This window comes from Winogradskya humida (assembly GCF_016862215.1).
Taxonomy (GTDB): Bacteria; Actinomycetota; Actinomycetes; order Mycobacteriales; family Micromonosporaceae; genus Actinoplanes; species Actinoplanes humidus.
Genome location: NZ_BOMN01000080.1, coordinates 66025 through 85526 on the forward strand (window position 1 = coordinate 66025; position 19502 = coordinate 85526).

The following is a 19502-nucleotide window of genomic DNA, read 5'->3' on the forward strand; positions in this document are numbered from 1 at the left end:
ACCGTCAGAGCTGCAGACCGTCAGAGCTGCAGACCGTCAGAGCTGCAGACCGTCAGAGCTGCGGACCGTCAGAGCTGCGGACTGTCAGAGCTGCGGACTGTCAGAGCTGCGGACTGTCAGAACAAACGACCTGACAGAACAAACGACCTGACAGAACAAACGACCGGGCAGAGCAGCGACCGGGAAGAGCAGCGACCGGGAAGAGCCCGGCGACCTCAGGCGTCCGGCGGCTTCAGACGTCCGGCGGCTTCAGACGTCCGGCGGCCCCAGGCTTCAGACGTCCGGCGTCCGGCGTCCGGCATCCGGCATCCGGCATCCGGCATCCGGCATCCGGCATCCGGCTGATCGCGGTCCCGGGAGATCCGGGCAAAGAAAACGGCCGCCGGGCCCGGGCCCGGCGGCCGTCATCGATGTTGTGCGATCAGCGTCGGCCGGCAGCCTTCGCCTTGGCGGGAGTGCCACCCTTGGCCGCCGCAGCAGCAGCCCCGGTGCCCCCAGCAGGAGAAGCAGTCGAAGCGGACGACGCCTGCACAGTGGTCCCGGAAGGCGTGGTCCCGGCGACGGCCTTCTCGGCAGCCGCTTCCTTCTCAGCAGCGGCGGCGGCCTCCGCCTCCTCGACCCGGCGCCGTTCGAACGGGTCGCCGTACTCGCGGGTGGCGATTCGGGCGTACGACTGCTGGAACGTCGACACCCGCTCCGAGCGGCCACGGCCGAAGAAGCTGACGAACCAGTGGACCACCGCGGTGAACCTGTTCTTGAAGCCGACCAGGTAGAGCAGGTGGACGGCGAGCCACATCAGCCAGCCGATGAAGCCGGAGAGGTGGATCTTGCCGATGCTGGCCACCGCGTTGAAGCGGGAGACGGTGGCCATGCTGCCCTTGTCGAAGTACTGGAACTTCTGGCCGGTTTCCTTGCCCTTGAGGCGGCGCTTGATCTGGTCGGCGGCGAACCGGCCGCTCTGGATGGCGACCTGGGCGACGCCGGGGAGGCGGTCCAGGGACATCATGTCGCCGACGGCGAAGATCTCGGGGTGGCCCGGCAGGGTGCAGTCGGGCTCGACCATGATGCGGCCGGCGCGGTCGGTCTGGGCGCCGGCGGCCTCGGCGAGCTTGCGGGCCAGGGGCGGGGCTGCGACGCCGGCGGCCCACATCTTGGTCATGGACTCGATGCGCTCGTGGCCGCGCTTGGTCTCGACCTCGATGCCGGTGGCGTCGACGTCGACGACCTTGGTCTCGAGCTCGACCTCGACGCCGAGCAGGTGCAGCTGGCGCAGGGCGTGGGTGGAGAGCCGGTCGCCGAACGTCTTGAGCACGGCGTCGACGGCGTCGATCAGGATGACCCGGGCCTTGCGGGGGTCGATGTGCTTGTACTGACCGGCGAGGTTGCGGTGGGCGAGCTCGGCGATCTGGCCGGCCATCTCCACGCCGGTGGGGCCGGCGCCGACGACGACGAAGGTCATCCAGCGTTCCTGGTCGGCCGGGTCCTGCTGCAGGTCGGCCAGCTCGAACGCGCCGAAGATGCGGGCGCGCAGCTCGAGGGCGTCGTCGATGCTCTTCATGCCGGGCGCGTGGTCGGCGAAGTGGTCGTTGCCGAAGTACGACTGGGAGGCCCCGGCGCCGACGATGAGAGTGTCGTACCCCACCTCGTACTCGATGCTGGGGGCTGTGACCTTGACCTTCTTGGCCTCGACGTCGACGTCCGTGACCCAGCCGAGCTTCACGTCGATGTTGTCCTGCTTGCGGACGATCTCGCGGATCGGCGGGGCGATCTCGCCCTCGGAGAGGATGCCGGTCGCCACCTGGTAGAGCAGAGGCTGGAACAGGTGGTAGGCGGTGCCGTTGATCAGCGTGATGTCGACGTCCGCGTTCTTCAGCGCCTTCGCCGCGAAGAGCCCGCCGAAACCGGCTCCGACGATCACCACACGGTGCCGGTGAGCAGTGCGTTCAGCCATTTTTCGGGCCTCCGGTCCTCAGGTCGTCTCGTCGTACGGTATCAACGAGCGAATGGAATCTCAGTTCGTGTTGTTCCCAGGCCGTCACCATGTTCTAACCAGGTTCCAGGCCGGGTATCTGACGGGTTTCCCGGATTCGACGATCATATGGGCGGTAACTTCCGCGAATCACGCGAACACCAAGCGCAACCCGGTGCCGTTCCACCGCCGGGAAGCCGCGATCGAGCGTTTCAGCGTGCTGGCGGGGCTGCGGTCGCTGGTAGTGCCGGTTTTCGACACCGCGCCGACGGACCGCTTCGCCGAGGTCACCCTCAAAAACGTGACTGTTGCCACGGGAATCACCCTCACCCCACAGAACACGGTGGTTGCGTGTTCGACGCCATCAGTCTCAGCGTTGTACGAGCGTCTGGGCTTCCCGGTGGCCGGAGTCGAGTCGGACATCACACCCGAACCGGAGCGTCCGTGGGACGTTCTGCTGCGCCTGGCCGCCGGTGACCGGCGGTGGCGTGAGCTGGCCCACCCGGCCACCACCGACGTCTTCGACCGCTACCGCCTGGAGGACAGCGTCCGGACGGTCGTGAACGACCCGGTGGTCGGTGACGAGGGCGGGCTCACCCCGACCCGCGACTACCGGACGTACGCGGAAGCTTTCGCCGACGCCGCCGGCCGCAAGTGGGACCTGGTCCGCCCACACGTGCGGCCCGGCCGGATCGTCGACATCGGATGCGGCGCGGGCTCGGTCCTGGAACGCGCCGACCAGGAGCCCGCCCTGCGCGAGAGCGACCTCATCGGCGTCGAGATCGCCCGGCACCTCTACGACGAGTGCGTCCACAAGAAGGCCCAGGGCGTCTTCCAGAACGCCAACGTCTACTTCTACCGCCGCAACGTCCTCGGCGGCGCGATCTTCCCACCGCGTTCGATCGACACCACGCTGACGTTCGCCCTCACCCACGAGATCTGGTCCTACGGCGACCGCATGGCCTCGGTGCGCGCTTTCGCCCAGGCCATCTACGACCACACCGCTCCCGGCGGCGTCTGGATCAACAGCGACGTCTGCGGCCCCGACGGCAAGGACCGCCCGGTCCACCTCACCCTCACTGCCACCGACGGCCGCAATCCTTCATCAGTACGCAGTGAGCTCGCCGAACTGTCCTCCTCCGAGGTCGCGGCCCACGTCAGCGCCCTGTCCACCCGCGCCCGCCTCGACCGGTTCGCCGCCGACTACCGCTTCCCGTTCTCGTTCACGGCGGTGGGCGACACGACGGTGGAGCTCCCGTTCGGCGACGCCATGGACTTCCTGACCCGCAAGGACTACACCGACAACTGGCTGTCGGAGACCCAGGAACAGTTCTGCGGCCTCGAGTTCGCCGACTGGAAGTCGCTGCTGACCGACATCGGCTTCGAACTCGACCCCGCCTCGGAAACCACCCGCAACGACTGGATCGTCGACAACCGCCTCGCCCCGGTCGCGTCACTGACCACCCCGGCCGGCGACCCGGTCGACTGGCCCGTCACGCACGCCTTCCTGGTCGCCCGCCGCCCGCTCAACACATAGGCGAACAAACGCCCGTTTGTCCCGCACCGCCTGTAACAAACAGGCGGGCGCGGCGACTTTCTGAGACACCGCGGACGGCGTGTACGTGTCGGCATGCGCGACGGCGGCGGGGCAGCGAGCTGCTGGAACACCACAGACCGCGCATACGCATGGGCCTGCGCGACCGCAGCGGGACAGCGAACTGCTGGAACACCACAGACCGCGCATACGCATGGGCCTGCGCGACCGCGGCGGGGTCGCGCTGTCGTTGACAGCAACGGACGGACGGAGGGTCCCCGTGGTGGGCCTCTCCTGAAGAACGCGATGCGGCTGACGCCGTGGCCGCGCGCTCACGCGCGAGGCCGACCCGGTCGTGCTCAGCAGCCGACGGGTCCGGCAGCCAACGAGTCCGGCAGCCGACGGGGTCCGGCAGCCGACGGGGTCCGGCAGCCGACGGGGTCCGGCAGCCGACGGGGTCCGGGCGGACCGGCACGCGGTCCGCCCGCTTCTGCGGCTGGAGCCCGTCCCCCGTGCGCGGGGTCAGGGGTTGCCGATCATGGAGTAGTCGTCGGTGGTGAGGCTGCCGGTGCCGGCGAGGGTGAGACCGAGGCTGACCGCCTGGGTGCCGGCGGGGACCGCGGGGGTGGTCCACGCCGCGGAGGCGTAGGACGACGTGGCCGCGTACGGAGGACTCTGGGTCCACCAGGCCCAGCTGCCGTCGGAGAGCTGGCGGTAGAGGGTCCAGAAGACCGGAGCCGTTGATTTGTACGCCGCATTGAGCGCGTATGTACGGTCTGTTACCACCGCCGGTGCACAGTTGGCGCTATCGAAGAGCGGGATGAGCTTGGCGTCGCCGTCGGTCCAGGCGGTGATGTCGAGCTTCTGGGCGTACGTGCCGTCCGCGGCGTCGGTGACCCTGGTCCAGGCCGGCGTGTTCGTGCCGAAGCCCGCGCCCGTCCAGCATTGCGGGAAGCCGTCGGCGCCCGCGGTCTCCAGCGACGGGTTGCGCAGCGCGTTGACGCCCGGCGGTGCGGGGTCGGGCAGGGCCGGGGTGTCGGCGAAGCCGTAGTCGTCGCTGGTGAGGGTGCCGGCCGAATCGATGGTCAGGCCGAAACTGACGGCGACAGCCTCCGCCGGGACGGGCGGGGAGACCCAGGTCGCATGCGTCCAGTCACCCTGGGCGGCCAGGCGCGGGCTCTGTGTCCAGTACGCCCAGGACCCTTCAGCCGTACGCCGATAGAGCGTGAAGAACACCGGCACGTCGGAGTGGTACCACGCACTGACCTCGTAGTGGTGTCCCGTGGCGACCGACAGTGAGCACGTGCCGAGGTCGAACGTCGGGATGATCTTCGCATCGCCGTCGGTCAGGCTGCTGACGGCGACGCGGGAGGCGTACACGCCGGTGTGCGCGTCCGGGACCCGCGTGTAGGTGACGGTGTTCGTGCCGTATCCGGCGTTCTGCCAGCAGGTCGGGTTGTCACCGGTCTCGGGATCTTCCAGCGACGGGTTGAGCACCGTGTTGACGCCGGGCGCTCCGGGCGGGGCCGGCGAGTTGGGTGCGACGGCCGGGTGCAGTGTGCCGCCGAGTGCCTGCTGGACGGTTCTGACGGTGGTGCCGACCGAGGTCCGTGGCTGCAACCAGTCGAGGAACTCGTCGAGCAGCGCCGGGGAGATGGACTCCAGCGCGCAGCCGTCGCAGACGTGGTGCAGGTTGAACGGGAGCCAGCCGCCGGTGGCCTCGGCGTTGAGCACCACGGCCTGCAGATCGGTGAGCGTCCACGTCGACTCCACGTCGTCGGGGGTGCGGGTCTCGAAGCGGTCGAGCGGCGGCACGGTCTCGGCCGCGTCGCAGTCCGAACAGCTGGCGGGTGACCAGAGATCGCCCACCGCACGGGCGGTGTCGTATCCACAGTGGGCGGCCATCGATTTGATCGTCGCATTGAATTCCGCGAACGGGTACGCAAATGACGTTACCGCGTATCCCCACGACAACAAAGTGTCGCGGTCCTGACAGATCTGCCTATTCATCTCGTCGGCCGGCAGCGTCGTGAGGTCCTGATGAGTGGCGGTATGTCCACCTATCTCATGTCCGGCCGCGGCAAGGGTGCCGAGCTGCGCGCGGGTCATGTAACCGGTTGCGCCGACCAACGCGGAATTGATGTAGAAAGTGCCGTCCATTTCATGGTCGTCGAGCATCGTGACACCGGCCAGCTGGTCGGTCACGCCGTCGTCGAAGGTAAATGTCACGACCAGCGGGTTCGCCGGGGAGGCGTTAGCCGGAACGGCTCCGACCAACGGGCTACCGAGCAACGCCAGTAGTACCGCAGCAGCAAGTATTCGCAGGTGGACACGGGTCTTATCGAATAATTGGAGAGTCATGGAGATCCTTTCTGGCACCGCACTCGCCGGCACGGTCGTGACGACTTTCCCACGTGCCCGCTAAAAGCCACATGGCACGATCGGCGGATATCCGACCGTCCCGCAAATACGGACAACTGGGGTGCCGCCGGTAATTTCCTCTTGATTTCCGCAGGATTACCCGCAGCCTCGTGAACATTTATTCATCCACGTCACGACCTGCGGATATTTCCCGATCTCAATGATCTGATCCACCGATACTCCACCGGTCGGCCCGCGTTACTCACCCTTACGGTCACTAGCTGAGTACACAGTGCACACCGAATACTCGGCGCCGAAGCGCTTCTCGTCTACAGGCACCAACGCAATGCGAGGGGACGGCACAAAAATGGGGGCAGACCGGAGCCAGTCCTACCAGGACGATCGCGGCTTAACCGGCGAGTCGGTGGGCAGACCGGCGGGGGCCGGCATCAGGATCGGCGTCGTCGGCGTCGGCTATTGGGGTTCCAAGCAGCTACGGGTCATGCAGTCGACGCCGGGGGTGGCCCGCGCGGTCGCCATCGACGCCCGGCTGCCGCTGCTGTCGGGCATGGGTCACCTGCTCGCCAACGGCGGCGGCTACACATCGCTGCGGGCGGCGCTGCCGCACATCGACGCGGTGGTGGTCGCCACGCCGCCGGCGTCGCACGTCGAGGTCGCCCTCGAGGCGATCCGGGCGGGCAAGCACGTACTCGTGGAGAAGCCGATGGCCACGAGCCCGGCCGGTGCGCGGCAACTCATCGACGCCGCCCGCGCGGCCGGGGTGACGCTGATGACCGGGCACACGTTCGAATACAACGGCGCGGTCACGATGCTGCGCGAACTCGTCGAGTCCCAGGAGCTCGGCGACCTCTACTACCTGGACAGCGCGCGGCTCAACCTGGGCCTCTACCAGAGCGACGTCAACGTCGTCTCGGACCTGGCGCCGCACGACATCTCGATCGCCAACTACGTCCTCGGCTCGACCCCGACCTCGGTACGGGCATGGGGCTCGCACCACGTCGACCCGGTCTTCGAGGACGTGGCGCACCTGGAACTCGACTACGCCGACATCGGCGTCGGGGCGCACATCCACGTCAGCTGGCTCGACCCGCGCAAGGTCCGGCTGGTGACCGCGGTCGGCTCGAAGAAGATGGCCGTCTTCGATGACACCGACGCCGCGGAGCGGATCCGCGTACACGACAAAGCCGTTCTTCCCAACACCGACCGGCGCTCACCGTCGCGGTTCAGTTACCACCAGGGCGCGATCACCTCACCGGTGGTGCCCTTCGAGGAGCCGCTCGCCGTCCAGGCCCGGCACTTCATCGAATGCATGAGGACGGGTACGGCACCACGCACGGACGGAGCCAACGGCCTCGCCGTCGTCGAGGTCATCGAGGCCGCCCAGCTCTCGCTCGCCCAGGACCGCCGGGTACTGCTCGAGGAGGTGGCCGGTGACGGTCCGCCGCTCCCCGGCCTCGTACCCGCCCCACCATCCGCGGCCGCGCCTTCCGCCGCAGGACCTTCCACGGCCGCGCCTTCCGCCGCCGGACCCGCCGTCACCGCCACCGCCGTCACCGCGACCGTCCGTGCCTGACCGGGAAGGGACATCACGCATGCAGACCACCGTTCCCTTCACCGACCTGGGTGCCATGGCCCGCGAGATCTGGCCCGGCATCGAGAAGGAATTCACCGAGGCGCTGCTCACCGGCCGCTACATCGGGGGCGAACCGGTAGCGGAGTTCGAACGCCGGTGGGCCGCGTACTGCGGCACCACCCACGCGGTCGGCGTCGCCAACGGCACCGACGCCCTGGAACTCACCCTGCTCGCACTCGGCATCGGCCCCGGCGACGAGGTCGTCGTCCCGTCCAACACCTTCATCGCCACCGCCGCGGCGGTAGTCCGGGCCGGAGCCACCCCCGTCTTCACCGACGTCGACCCGGACACCCTGCTGCTCACACCGCAGCACCTCACCGCCGCCCTCACCCCCCGGACCCGGGCCGTCATGGTGGTCCACCTCTACGGCAACGTCGCCGACCTGACCGCCCTGGAAGCGATCGCGAACACCGCCGGCATCCACCTCATCGAGGACGCCGCCCAGGCCCACGGCGCCGAACGCGACGGCCACCGAGCGGGCTCCCGCGGCACCGCGGCCTGCTTCAGCTTCTATCCGGGCAAGAACCTCGGCGCCCTGGGCGACGCCGGCGCGGTCGTCACCAACGACCCGGCCCTCGCCGAACGCGTACGAGCCCTCGCCAACCACGGCCGCACCAACGGCTCAGCCCACTACGAACACGACTACGTAGGCACAAACAGCCGCCTCGACACCCTGCAGGCCATCGCCCTCACCGCAAAACTCGACCGCCTCGACGCCTGGACCGACGCCCGCATCGACCTCGCCGCCGTCTACCGCAAACGCCTGACCGGCACAGAGGTACGCCTCACCGCCCTCGACGACGGCGTCCGGCACGCCTACCACCTGATGGTCGTACGCGTCACCGACCGCGACAAGGTCCGCCAAGCCCTGACCCACCGAGGCATCCAGACCGGCATCCACTACCCGGTCCCGTGCCACTCCCAACCACCCCTACGCCGGTACGCAACCGGCCCGCTCCCGGTATGCGAACAGGCCGCCAAGGACCAGTTCTCCCTCCCGATCTACCCGCACATGACGCTCGACCAGGTCGACCTCGTCTGCGAAGCGCTCATCGAAGCGGTGGCCTCATGACCCCGGAACCCGGCCGCCCAGACACGGGCCGCCCAGACACGGGCCGCACGGACACCGGCCGCACGGACACCGGCCGGGCCGGGGGCGGGCCTGACCGGATCGGGGCGGGGGCAGGCTGGGCCGAACCGGCCAGATCTGAGACAGACCGTGCCAGAGACATGATCGACCGCTCGCAGACCGGAACGGGCCGGATCGACCGGACCGGGACCGACCGGGCCGGAATCGACCGGGCCGGGCCGAATTGGGCTGGGCAAGGGTGGGTCACCGATGAGGGGGTCCGGATCGGATATCCGGCCGGGCGTGGTCCGGGGCGCGGGCTGCAGTTGGGTCGCGATGCCCGGTTGCGCAGCGGGACCGTGCTCTACGACGGCTCGAAGATCGGCGCGAACCTCGAGACCGGCCATGGTGTGGTCATCCGCGAGGAGTGCATCATCGGCGAGCACGTCAGCGTGTGGAGCAACACCGTCGTCGACTACGGCTGCCGGATCGGTAACCGGGTGAAAATCCACGCGAACTGTTATATCGCCCAGTTCACGTGGCTGGAGGACGACGTGTTCCTCGCCCCCGGGGTCACGATCGCGAACGACCTCTACCCGGGTGACACCCGCTCGGCGCAGCTGATGAGCGGCCCGCACATCGGGGCCGGCGCGCAGATCGGCGTCAACGTGACGATCCTGCCGTTCGTCCACATCGGCGCCGGCGCGATGATCGGCTCCGGCTCGGTGGTCACCCGCGACATCCCGGCAGGCATGGTCGCCTACGGCAACCCCGCCGTGCCGCACCGGCGCGTGGCCGACCTCCCGGAGATCGGGCAGCGCGTCGCCGACCTCAGCGAGAGAGCACCGCTCACTCAGTCGTCGTCCGGCCCCGAGAGAGCACTGCTCGCTGATCGGTCGCCCGATACTCAGAGAGCACCGCTCGCTGATCGGTCGCCCGGCACTCAGAGAGCACCGCTCACTCAGCCGCCGCCCAGCACCCCGAGAGCACCACTCGCTCAGCCGCCGCCCAGCACCCCGAGAGCACCACTCGCTCAGCCGCCGTCCGGCACCCCGAGAGCACCACTCGCTCAGCCGCCGTCCGGCACTCGGAGAGCACCGCTCTCTGAAAGGGCACCGCACGAACAGCGAGCACCGCTCACCGAGAGGACGGGGCGATGAAGCGCGCCCTCGACCTGCTCCTAGCGAGCGCCGGCCTGATCGTGCTCGCCCCGCTGCTACTGGTGCTCTGGGCCGTGGTCCGGATCGGCTCGCCCGGCCCCGCCGTCTTCCGCCAGGAACGGCTCGGGCTGCACGAGAAGCCGTTCACGATGCTCAAGTTCCGGTCCATGAGCACCGGGGCGAACGATGCCATCCACCGCGCGTACGTGAGTCAGATGCTGAAGGCCGGCGACCGGGCCGAGCCCACCGCGGGTCTCTACAAGCTGGAGGGTGACCCCCGCGTCACCCGGCTCGGCGCCTGGCTGCGCCGGACCAGCCTGGACGAGCTCCCGCAGCTGGTCAACGTCGTCCGTGGCGAGATGTCCCTGGTCGGGCCACGGCCGTCGCTGGCGTGGGAGGCCGAACTGTTCACCGACGAGCAGCGGGCCCGGTTCGCCACCCGCCCCGGCCTGACCGGGTTGTGGCAGGTGAGCGGTCGGGCGCGGCTGACCATGCCGCAGGCGCTCGCCCTGGACGTCGAGTACGTACGGCGGCAGAGCCTGTGGCTGGATCTGACGATCCTGGCCCGGACCCTGCCCGCACTGCGCCGCACGGCATGACCACGACCACGACCTCACCCGGCGCCGGTGTCATCGAGGGGCCCGACGCGGGTCTCGCCGCACCCACGGAGGCCGTCGGCGACTCGATGACGGTCGCCGCCTGGACGGTCATCAGCCGGATCACCGGCGTCGTGCGGGGCGTGGTCATCGCCGCGGTGCTGGGCGTGACCGTGTTCGCCAACACCTACCAGTTCACGAACTCGCTGCCCAACCTCGTCTTCTACGGCTTCCTCGGCGGCTCGATGCTGTCGTCGCTGCTCATCCCGGCGCTGGTCGCGCATGTGGACAGCGGCGACCGGCGGGCCGCCGAGCGGGTCGCGGGCGGGTTTCTCGGCATGGTCGCCGCCGGTGCGGCGGTGGCCGTGCCCCTCGCGGCGCTGGCCGCCCCGGCGGCGCTGCATGCAGCGGAGGTGGGCGGTCAGGGCACCACCGCGGTGCTGCTGGTCCTGCTCCTGCTGCCGCAGATCCCGCTGTACGGCCTGGTCGCCACGGCAGGGGCGGCGATGAACGCACACGGGCGGTTCGCGCTCGCGGCGGCGGCACCCGCGCTGGAGAACGTCGGGACCATCGCCGTCCTGGCGGCCGTAGCACTGCTCTACCCCGGGATCACTGCTCTCCCCCAACCGCCGGGCGGGGCCCTGCTCCTGCTCGGCCTGGGCACGACCGGCTCGGTGGCCCTGCACGCGGCGGCCCAGTGGTACGGCGCCCGGCGCGCCGGGGTCCGGCTCCGGCCCCGCCGCGGGTGGCGGGACCCGGAGGTACGGCGGGTACTGGCCCGCGCGCTCCCGTCGCTCGGTCAGGCGGCGCTCGCTGCGGGGCAGTTGCTGGTGCTGCTCGTGCTCGCCAACCGGGTCGCGGGCGGCGTGGTCGCGTTCCAGCTCGCCATGAACTTCTACTTCCTGCCGATCGCCCTGGCAGCCACCCCGGTCGCGCTGACCCTGGCGCCGCGGCTGGCCCGGATGCGCGGACCGGGCACCGGTGCGATGTTCCGTGACACGTTCCTGCGGGGACTGGCCTTCGCGTTGTTCGTCGCGGTACCCGCAGCAGCCGGCTACGTCGCGATCTCCGGACCGATCGCGCGGGCCATGGCGTACGGCGGGTTCGGCAACGACACCGGGACCGGCCTCATCGCCGCGGCCCTTGCGACCCTCGCGGTGGGGGTGGCCGGCGAGGCGGCATTCCTGGTCGCGACATATGCGTGCTACGCCCGGGAGGACACGCGCACGCCGCTGCGGGCAATGGTGCTTCAGCTCGCCGTCTGCCTGGCGGTGGCGTCACTGGCGCCGTTCACCTCGGGCGCCGCCGTCCTGGCGATCCTCGGCGCCGCACTGTCGGCGGGCACTGTCGTCAGCTCCGTGTACCTGGTCAGCAAACTCCTTCACGGCTTGCCGCCGGGTGACGAACCGCTGCTCCGGCCGCTCGGACGGATCCTCGGCATCGCCGCGCTGATGCTCGCACCCGCGCACGTGGCCGGCGCCGTCGTGATCCGCCACGTCGGCGGTGGGATCGGAGGGCTCCTAGGGGTCGCGGCCGGCGGGGTCGCCGGCGCGGCCCTCTACCTCGGACTCCAGGCCTGGGCCCGCGCCCCCGAACTGGAGTGGGTACGAGGCTCGCTGCGAAGCAAGCTCGGCACCGGTGCACCCCGGGCGCCCGGGGTTGCGGCCGGCAGGCAACGGCGACGGGTGCGGCGGCACGGACATTCATCGCGGGTGCTTATCAATCTGGCGCTATTGATGCTCTGTGCGGGGATGGGGGCGCTGCTCGGGCGGGAACCGTTGCTCGCCGTCGGCGTGGTTGCTGCTGTGGGGCTCGGCACCTGGATCGTGCTGCGACCGGCCGTGGCGGCGTACCTCATCATTGCGCTGACGCCGATCACCGCCGGGATCGACCGTGGCACCCTGCTGCCGGTCCTTCGTCCCAATGAAGCGCTCTGCGTCTTCGCCGGGGTGGCCCTGCTGGTGCGGTATCTGCTCACCGTGCGGACCGGGTCGGTGCGGCTGGTCCGGATCAACCGCATCGACCTGGTCCTGCTGGGGCTCGCGGTGTGCAGCTCCGTCGTGCCGCTGCTGATGATGGTGGCGCGGCACCGCGAGATCACCGGCGACGATCTGCAGCACGCGATCGTGCTGTGGAAGTACCTCGCGGTCTACCTCATCGTCCGTTTCAGCATCGCGGACCGGCACCAGGCCTACGTGTGTCTGGTGCTGTCCATGGGCGCGGCGGTCGTCGTGTGTGTGATCGGCATCCTGCAGTCACTGGACCTGTTCGGCGTACCCAAATTGCTCGGCACTTTGTGGGCGCCCTTCGGGGTGGAGCGCACTCTCGCGATCGGCCGGGGCAGCTCGACCCTCGCTCTCGCGGCGGCGGTCGCCGACCTCGCCATCCTCAACCTCGCCATCGCGGTGGGGTTGTTGCTGCACGGCAACAGGCACCGGGTCCTTCTGGCCGGCGTGATCGCCGTCTGCACCTTCGGGGCGCTCGGCGCCGGGGAGTTCTCCACGATCCTCGGCCTCGTCGTCGCGATGGGCGCGTTGATCGTTGTTTCCAAGGCCACCCGGATCCTCGGGTACGCGCTGCCGTTGCTGATGGCCGGCGCGGTGGTGATGTGGCCGGTGATCGAGACCAGGCTGGCCGGGTTCCAGAGCGCGTCCGGGCTGCCCGAGAGCTGGATCGTCCGTTACCACAACCTGAGCACGTACTTCCTGCCCGACCTGAGCGCGCACGGCAACTGGGCGACCGGGGTACGGCCGTCCGCGCGGGTCCCCGCCGCGCACGAGGAGTTCGGCTGGGTGTGGATCGAGAGCGGCTACGTATGGCTGCTCTGGGGCGGCGGTCTCCCACTGCTCGGCGCGTACCTGTGGTTCGTGGTCGTGACCGTGCGGCGCGCGAGTGCGGTAGCCCGCCGCGCCACCGGCGTGGTCGCGACGATCGGCCTGGCCATCGCCGCGGTCGTCACGGCGAACGCGATCCTGATGATCTTCGACCCGCACCTGACCTATCGCGGCGCGGCCGACGCCCTGTTCGGCCTGCTGGCGCTGCTCCGCGTGCTCGAACACCAACCTGAACAGGTGGAGTCATGAGGGTTCTGCTGATGGTGGAGAACGTCTCCCTCGCCCGCGACCACCGGCTGCGCAAGCACGCCGCGGCGCTGATCGAGGCCGGCATGCAGGTCACTGTCATCTGCCGGCGAGACCCGGGCAACAAGGCCGTGCCGGGCGTACGCGTCCTCGACTACGCACCGCCCCGCGACGGCACGTCCAAACTCGGATTCCTCTGGGAGTACGGCTACTCGCTCGCGATGGCCGGCCTGCTCACGCTGCGAGCACTGCTCTCGGGCGGGATCGATGTTCTGCAGGTTTCCAGCACCCCGGACATCTACTTCCTGCTCGCCCGGCCGCTGAAACTGCTCGGGCGCCGGGTGGTCTTCGACTTCAAGGACCTCTCCCCCGAGATCTACGCCGCCCGCTACCACACCCGCGAAGGCCTGATGTACGCGCTGCTGCAACGCCTCGAGCACGCGAGCCTGCGCGCCGCCGATCACGTGGTCGCGGTCAACGAATCGGTACGCGAGGTCGCGATGCGCCGGGGCGGCGTCCCCGGTGACGCGGTCACGGTCGTCGGCAACGGCCCCCGGCTGTCCGAACTGAACGGCGGCGGGACGGTCCGGCCTGAGCTGCGCCGAGGCCGGGAGCACCTCTGCGTCCTGGTCGGGATGATGGGTCCGCAGGACAGCATCGACCTCGCCATCGAGGCGATCGCGTACCTGGTCCACGGCCTCGGCCGCACCGATACCGCGTACACCTTTGTCGGCGTCGGCGACGCCGTCCCGGACCTCGTCCGCCTCGTCGAACGGCACGGGCTGGAGCCATGGGTCTCGTTCCCGGGCTGGGCCGGGCAGGCGGAGGTCTTCGACTACCTGGCCACCGCGGACCTGGGCCTCGAACCGAACCTCGAGGAGTTCGTCACGCCCGTCAAGGCCATGGAGTACATGGCCTTCGGACTGCCGTTCGTGGCCTTCGACGTCACGGAGACCCGGCTGATCGCATCCGGAGTCACGACTCATCTTTCACCGACCGGCCGCACGCCGGGGAAGGACGCCGCCGGCCTCGCCTCGGTGGAGGACGCTGCCGGGTTGGCGCCGGCCGGGGATGTGAAGGCCTTCGCTTCGCTCATCGATGCGTTACTGGCTGATCCCGTACGCCGGGAGCGGGTGGGCGCCGCGGGGCGGCGGGCCGTGGTGGAGAGGCTGGCCTGGGAGCACCAGGCGAGGAAGTACCTGACTGTGTTCAACCGGCCGGTGGGGGCCGATGTTCTGCCCAGGGAGGCAAGAGCGTGACGAGTGGGGGTCCGGCGCGGCTGATCCGCGTACACGGATGGTGGATCGTCCTGGTGACGGTTCTGGTGATGGCGGGCGCGTACGCGGTGGCGAGCAACGCGCCCGTCGAGTACCGGTCCGCGGCGATCGTGGTGGTGGAGTCCCGGGTCCGGGCGAACACCACACCGGTGGCGCCCGACATGGGCACCGAGAAGCAGCTGGCGCAGTCCGGGCTGGTGGTGGACCCGGCAGCCAAACAGCTCGGGATCGGCCCGGGCGAGATGGCCGAGGGCCTGGTGGTCAGCGTGGCCCCGGACGCGAACGTGCTGACGTTCGCTTACACCGACGCCGACCCGGGTGCGGCGCAACGGCGGGCGCAACGGCTCGCCGAGGCGTACGTGGGATACCGGAACTCCGACGAGGCCAAGAGCAAGGGCGCGGCCCAGGCACAGCAGGCGACCCTGGTGACCGACGCCTGGCTACCGTCCCTGCCGGAGGAACGACCGGTCTACCTGGACCTGGCACTGGGTCTGGTGATCGGGCTGCTGCTCGGCGTCGGCACGGCGCTGCTACGGGACCGGCTCAGCGACCGGCTCCGTGGCCGCGACGACCTTGCGAAACTGCTCGGTTCACCGGTCCTCGCCACGATCCCCCGCGAACGCCGGTGGCGCCGCGGTGACCGGACCAAGCCGGTGCTGCTGCGCGACCCCTCGTCCCCGGCAGCGGAGGCGTTCCGTTATCTCCGCTCGCGCCTGCGGCCCGTATTGCAGGACAGCACGACGATCCTCGTGACCAGCGCCGACGGCCGCGAGGGACGCACGACCACGGCGGCGAACCTGGCGGTCGCGCTCGCCCAGGCCGGTCGCAGCGTCATCCTGGTCGACGCCGACCTGCGGCACCCCTGCGTCGCCACGGCGTTCGGCGTGACTTCCGGGGGTCGTGCTTCCGAGGTCCCCGGTCCGGAGGTTCGCGCTGACACTCACGACTCCGACGGTGCGGGCCCGAGAGCCGCCGGCTTGTCCGGCAGCCCAGTCTCTGGGCACGCCGGCCTCACCGACGATCGGGGCCAGCGGGTTGGCCTCATCCCTGGCCCGGGCCAGGGGCCTGTCGGCCCTACCGAGGGTCCGGGCCCGAGGCCTGTCGGCCTTGCCGAGGGTCCGGGCCAGCGGCGTGTGGGCCTCGCCGATGGCCAGGGGCAGGGGCTTGTCGGCCTTACCGATGTACTCGCCGAGAACGCCGATCTGCTTGCGGCACTGCGTGACAGCCCGGTGCCGAGGCTGCGGTTGCTCACTGCGGGCCGGCATGCGGAGGCAGCGGCGGATCTGCTGGGCAGTACGCAGTTGCGGCGGATTCTGCGTACCCTGCGCTCCCGCTGCGATGTGGTGGTGCTCGACTGCTCGCCGGTGCTGACCGTCTCGGATGCGATCGTGCTCGCGGCGGCCAGCGATCACATCCTGCTCGTCGGCGATCTGCGTCGCTCCACACGCAAGGCGGTCACCCGGGCGCTCGCAGAGCTCGCGGCGGGTGCGGAGGGCGAGGTCAGCGGGGTGCTGCTCAACGCACCACGCAGCGCGGGCGGTCTGGCACCGCAGGGCCGTGACACCAGGCCGGTCGAGGCCATCACCGTTCCGGCCGCCCGGGTCGCCGGTGCGGCGGCGGACGACACGGTGTCGATCCCCGGCGTGGTCAATCCGATCTCACCGGCCCCGACCTCGACCGTCTACGGCTCCTCCAACGCCGGCACCCTGACCGGCCCGTCAACGCTGGACCCCTCGAACGGCTCGCCATCCAGCACGCCGCACGGCCTGCGGGCCGGGACCACCAACGGCGGGCCGTCCGACACGTCGCCGCACGGCTTGCTGGCCGGGACCACGAACGGCGGGTCGAACGGCTCCCTGCCTGGTGAGGCCACTGCCAACCTGAACCCGGCGTGGTATGTGCCGGGCCAGCGCGGGGACGGGCCGCCCCTATGACGCGGCGAGCCGGCGTCGCACGCCCACACCCCACCGCGACGTCGGCTCGCCGCCCCAGTCCTTGACCAGGGCCCAGCAGTCCGGCCAGGGATTCCAGCTCCAGGCCGCGTACCCGGCGGCGTGATCGTCGAGCCAGTCCAGCGTGGAATCCGCGAACCCGCCCTTACGCACTGCGGAACTGGGGCAGTCGGCATCGACCCCGTCGGCACCGATCGTCAGCGTCGGCCCGACCTCGCCCGCGAATACCGGAACACGATCGGTGAGTTGGTCGAGCTCTCGCCGGAAACAGTCCTTACCGGTGCAGTACTCGTTGAACGAATAGGTGTGCCATGAGGCCGCGAGCTGATTCCCGGGGTCGACCGGCCGGTATTTCAGCCATTGGGTAAGACTTTCCGCCCAGTGGATACCGCCTGCCAGCAGCGGCACCCGTGACCCGGTCCCGCGCACGGCGGCGATCAACTCGGTCATTCCCGCCGCCACATAGGGCCCACCGGTGTTGACCGAGGTCTGCGTGCAACCCCCGTCGCGCCAGCATGACCAGGCCCGGTCACTGTTCGTTTCCGCGTACGGAAACGGCTCGTTGAAAAGGTCGAAGATGACGGCCTGGGCCGGGAAGTCCCGGGCGACCGACTGCCAGAATGCCGGGCTGTGCTCGCGGTCGGGCATGGGCTCCTGCTCGCGTGGAATGCCGTCGCCGGGGGCGCTGCGGTGCAGGTCGAGGACGGCGACCATCCCGTGCCGATTGAGGCGGTCGACGAAGGTCCTGACCTGGTCCCGGTACCCGGCACCGGAGAATTTCCCGGGGACCGACGGCAGTCCGAGCCAGCATTGCTCGTTGAGCGGCACCCGCACCACGGAGGCGTGCCACTCCCCCATCGCCGCGACGACCTTGTCGGAGGGCGCCCGCCCGTCCTCGGTGTCGAAGAACCCATCACCCTCGACGCACGAATACTCGGCACCGGAATGGTTGAATCCGCGTAGTTGCAGCTCCTGCCCGTCCACATCGACGAACCTGTTGCCATCGATGTGGACGGGCTTCGCGGGGCCCCGGTCCGAGGGCTCCGAGGAATCACACCCACTCAGGACAGTCGCGACCAGAACGACGGCAACCGCCGCCCGGGATATCCGCACACCCCTCAGTCTGCCAATTTTTCAGCGCGGCGCTGTCCCCCATCCGACCGACCCTTACCGGAAGTCCTCAGCGTGGTCCCGGACCCATTCCCGGAATTCGACGGGCGGGCGGCCGAGCACGTTTTCGGCGGTTTTCGTCGCCGGAGAGCCACCTTCGGCCGCCTCACGGATGAAGTGCAGAATCGCCTCGACGTTCTCCGCGGTCTCGAAGCGGCCGAAGTGCTCGCGGGCTTGGGCCTCCGAGAGCTCCTCAACCCGGAGGCCGGGGTCGATCGCTGCCACCTGCTCGCGCTGGGAGAGCAGTCGAGGGCCGGTAAGTAGGCTACTTACCTCGCTGCTCGCAGTACCTAACAAGGCGGCCGTCGCCACCGCGGCGATGTCACGCTCGTGGATCGGGGCCGTCATGGCGTCGGGGTGGACGAGGCGGACGACACCCTCGGAGCGGATAGACCGTGCCCAGTTGAGGGCATTGCTCGCCAGGACCAGAGGGCGGATCGGTATCACCGACTCGAAGACCTGCTCGACCGCGCGGTGCTGTTCCGCGATCGCGTTGCCGATGGCGGTGGGAAGCAGGACGCTGCCGGAGCTGAGCAGCACGACACGGTCGAGGCCCCGGAATGCGGCCGCTTGGGTGCGAGTGAGGTGCTCAGGCGCGTACAGAAAGACTTTGCTGATGCCGTCGAGGGCCGCTCGGATGGTCTCGGGTCTGGTGAGGTCCGCCTCCACGACGGACACGGCGGCCGGCAGGGCTGCCTTGTGCAGGGAGCGAACCGAAGCGCGAACGGGTTCGCCGGCGGTCAGGAGATGGTCGACGACATGGCGGCCGACACTGCCGCGGGCTCCGATAACCAGGGTGGTCATGGGGTGGGTCTCCGGTCTGGGAAACGGCCCCCGAGGGCGTGGCACACACGATGACAGCGCTCCTCGGCGCGTCACGGGGCCACTGTGGTGACACACGAAGCGTTCCGACGCAGCACTTCGTGCGATTCCACGGTAACACCGCATCCGCAGCGACGGCGAAATGCGTGATTATGACCCCGAAAGCTAAAGTCGGCGGTCATGCTGAGGACATGCTGCGTCCGGTCCTCGCCGCACTGACGGTCTGCGCCGTCCTCGCGTCGCCCGCCCCTGCCCAAGCCTCCCGTTCGGCCAGACCGACCTCCTCGACCGCACTGGGAACTTCGGGAGCGCTGGTGCCGATGGCCGCTTTTGCGGAGCGAGCCATGTCTTCCGCCTACGGTGGGCGGATCAGCCGTAACCAGACCATCGTGCGGGCGGCGGACTGGCTACGCCGCGACATCCCGTACTCGCAGAGCAACAGCGACGCGCGCTGGGACCTGAACCGGGGACGCCGTTACCGCCCCGACTGCTCGGGCATGGTCTCCATGGCGTGGGCGCTCGACCCGACGGGTATCGGCCGTGCGCTCGTCACCTGGGAACTGCCCACGGTGTCGTCCCGCATCGGCTGGCGCGACCTCAGCCGCGGCGACATCCTGCTGCGCCTGGTGCCCGGCAACCGCGCCCTCGAACACGTCCAGCTGGTCCAGGCCTGGGCCAACCCGGCGCACACCCGAGTCTGGATCATCGAACAGAGCGGCACCGCCACCGACATGCGCCGTCGCGTCGTGACGATCTCCGCGATCCGCGCCGCCTACGCCCCGTACCGCTACAACCGGATCAGCTGACTCCCGGCGCGCCGTTACGGTACGACACATGCTTTCTTACTGGGAGAACCCT

General features: G+C 69.7%; 13 protein-coding genes. 9 read left to right on the forward strand and 4 right to left on the reverse strand.

The genetic code is table 11. The features are described 5' to 3' along the window. Positions 1 to 421: 421 nt before the first annotated feature. Entirely contained in the window at positions 422 to 1951 is a 1530-nt protein-coding gene (locus Ahu01nite_RS28180; protein ID WP_239159202.1) for an NAD(P)/FAD-dependent oxidoreductase, read from the reverse strand. A 193-nt stretch (positions 1952 to 2144) separates the two neighbouring features. Here Ahu01nite_RS28180 and Ahu01nite_RS28185 point away from each other — a divergent pair, with 193 nt between their 5' ends. Beyond that, complete coding sequence (locus tag Ahu01nite_RS28185) at positions 2145 to 3506, forward strand: class I SAM-dependent methyltransferase (protein ID WP_239159203.1); 1362 nt, start codon at positions 2145 to 2147, stop codon at positions 3504 to 3506. A gap of 519 nt (positions 3507 to 4025) precedes the next feature. Here the strand turns inward: Ahu01nite_RS28185 and Ahu01nite_RS28190 are convergent. Continuing rightward, positions 4026 to 5732, reverse strand: coding sequence for a polysaccharide deacetylase family protein (locus tag Ahu01nite_RS28190; RefSeq protein WP_203839670.1), 1707 nt, complete (start codon positions 5730 to 5732; stop codon positions 4026 to 4028). A 499-nt stretch (positions 5733 to 6231) separates the two neighbouring features. On the opposite strand from Ahu01nite_RS28190, the gene Ahu01nite_RS28195 reads away from it, so the two are divergent. From Ahu01nite_RS28195 to Ahu01nite_RS28225, 7 genes are all read left to right on the forward strand, one after another. Then, entirely contained in the window at positions 6232 to 7458 is a 1227-nt protein-coding gene (locus tag Ahu01nite_RS28195; protein ID WP_203839671.1) for a Gfo/Idh/MocA family protein, read from the forward strand. 19 nt (positions 7459 to 7477) lie between these two features. Beyond that, positions 7478 to 8590, forward strand: coding sequence for a DegT/DnrJ/EryC1/StrS family aminotransferase (locus tag Ahu01nite_RS28200; RefSeq protein WP_203839672.1), 1113 nt, complete (start codon positions 7478 to 7480; stop codon positions 8588 to 8590). 158 nt (positions 8591 to 8748) lie between these two features. Beyond that, the gene (locus Ahu01nite_RS51435) at positions 8749 to 9747 is read left to right on the forward strand and encodes an acyltransferase (protein WP_203839673.1); all 999 of its coding nucleotides are present in this window, start codon (positions 8749 to 8751) and stop codon (positions 9745 to 9747) included. After that, positions 9744 to 10346 carry a sugar transferase gene (locus Ahu01nite_RS28210; protein WP_203839674.1) on the forward strand — a complete coding sequence of 201 codons (603 nt, stop codon included), beginning with the start codon at positions 9744 to 9746 and terminating at the stop codon, positions 10344 to 10346. The genes Ahu01nite_RS51435 and Ahu01nite_RS28210 overlap by 4 nt, the downstream gene beginning before the upstream one ends. Further along, positions 10343 to 13426, forward strand: a complete 3084-nt coding sequence (gene murJ, locus Ahu01nite_RS28215) for a murein biosynthesis integral membrane protein MurJ (protein ID WP_203839675.1) — start codon at positions 10343 to 10345, stop codon at positions 13424 to 13426. Before Ahu01nite_RS28210 ends, murJ begins: the two co-directional genes overlap by 4 nt. Then, positions 13423 to 14682 carry a glycosyltransferase family 4 protein gene (locus Ahu01nite_RS28220; protein ID WP_203839676.1) on the forward strand — a complete coding sequence of 420 codons (1260 nt, stop codon included), beginning with the start codon at positions 13423 to 13425 and terminating at the stop codon, positions 14680 to 14682. The genes murJ and Ahu01nite_RS28220 overlap by 4 nt, the downstream gene beginning before the upstream one ends. Then, the gene (locus Ahu01nite_RS28225) at positions 14679 to 16634 is read left to right on the forward strand and encodes a P-loop NTPase (RefSeq protein WP_203839677.1); all 1956 of its coding nucleotides are present in this window, start codon (positions 14679 to 14681) and stop codon (positions 16632 to 16634) included. Before Ahu01nite_RS28220 ends, Ahu01nite_RS28225 begins: the two co-directional genes overlap by 4 nt. Here the strand turns inward: Ahu01nite_RS28225 and Ahu01nite_RS28230 are convergent. Next, the gene (locus Ahu01nite_RS28230; RefSeq protein ID WP_203839678.1) at positions 16629 to 17765 is read right to left on the reverse strand and encodes a glycoside hydrolase family 5 protein; all 1137 of its coding nucleotides are present in this window, start codon (positions 17763 to 17765) and stop codon (positions 16629 to 16631) included. The genes Ahu01nite_RS28225 and Ahu01nite_RS28230 overlap by 6 nt on opposite strands. A 54-nt stretch (positions 17766 to 17819) precedes the next feature. Next, positions 17820 to 18626, reverse strand: a complete 807-nt coding sequence (locus tag Ahu01nite_RS28235) for an SDR family oxidoreductase (protein WP_203839679.1) — start codon at positions 18624 to 18626, stop codon at positions 17820 to 17822. A 362-nt stretch (positions 18627 to 18988) separates the two neighbouring features. Between Ahu01nite_RS28235 and Ahu01nite_RS28240 the strand changes: the two genes are divergently transcribed. Further along, complete coding sequence (locus tag Ahu01nite_RS28240; RefSeq protein ID WP_203839680.1) at positions 18989 to 19450, forward strand: hypothetical protein; 462 nt, start codon at positions 18989 to 18991, stop codon at positions 19448 to 19450. The last annotated feature ends 52 nt before the right edge of the window (positions 19451 to 19502 follow it).

Coding starts and splice junctions, on each gene's coding strand:
- Ahu01nite_RS28240 (WP_203839680.1), top strand. CDS start 18,989: ATGTCTTCCGCCTACGGTGGGCGGATCAGCCGTAACCAGACCATCGTG.
- Ahu01nite_RS28195 (WP_203839671.1), top strand. CDS start 6,232: ATGGGGGCAGACCGGAGCCAGTCCTACCAGGACGATCGCGGCTTAACC.
- Ahu01nite_RS28180 (WP_239159202.1), bottom strand. CDS start 1,951: ATGGCTGAACGCACTGCTCACCGGCACCGTGTGGTGATCGTCGGAGCC.
- Ahu01nite_RS28200 (WP_203839672.1), top strand. CDS start 7,478: ATGCAGACCACCGTTCCCTTCACCGACCTGGGTGCCATGGCCCGCGAG.
- Ahu01nite_RS51435 (WP_203839673.1), top strand. CDS start 8,749: ATGATCGACCGCTCGCAGACCGGAACGGGCCGGATCGACCGGACCGGG.
- Ahu01nite_RS28210 (WP_203839674.1), top strand. CDS start 9,744: ATGAAGCGCGCCCTCGACCTGCTCCTAGCGAGCGCCGGCCTGATCGTG.
- Ahu01nite_RS28220 (WP_203839676.1), top strand. CDS start 13,423: ATGAGGGTTCTGCTGATGGTGGAGAACGTCTCCCTCGCCCGCGACCAC.
- murJ (WP_203839675.1), top strand. CDS start 10,343: ATGACCACGACCACGACCTCACCCGGCGCCGGTGTCATCGAGGGGCCC.
- Ahu01nite_RS28235 (WP_203839679.1), bottom strand. CDS start 18,626: ATGACCACCCTGGTTATCGGAGCCCGCGGCAGTGTCGGCCGCCATGTC.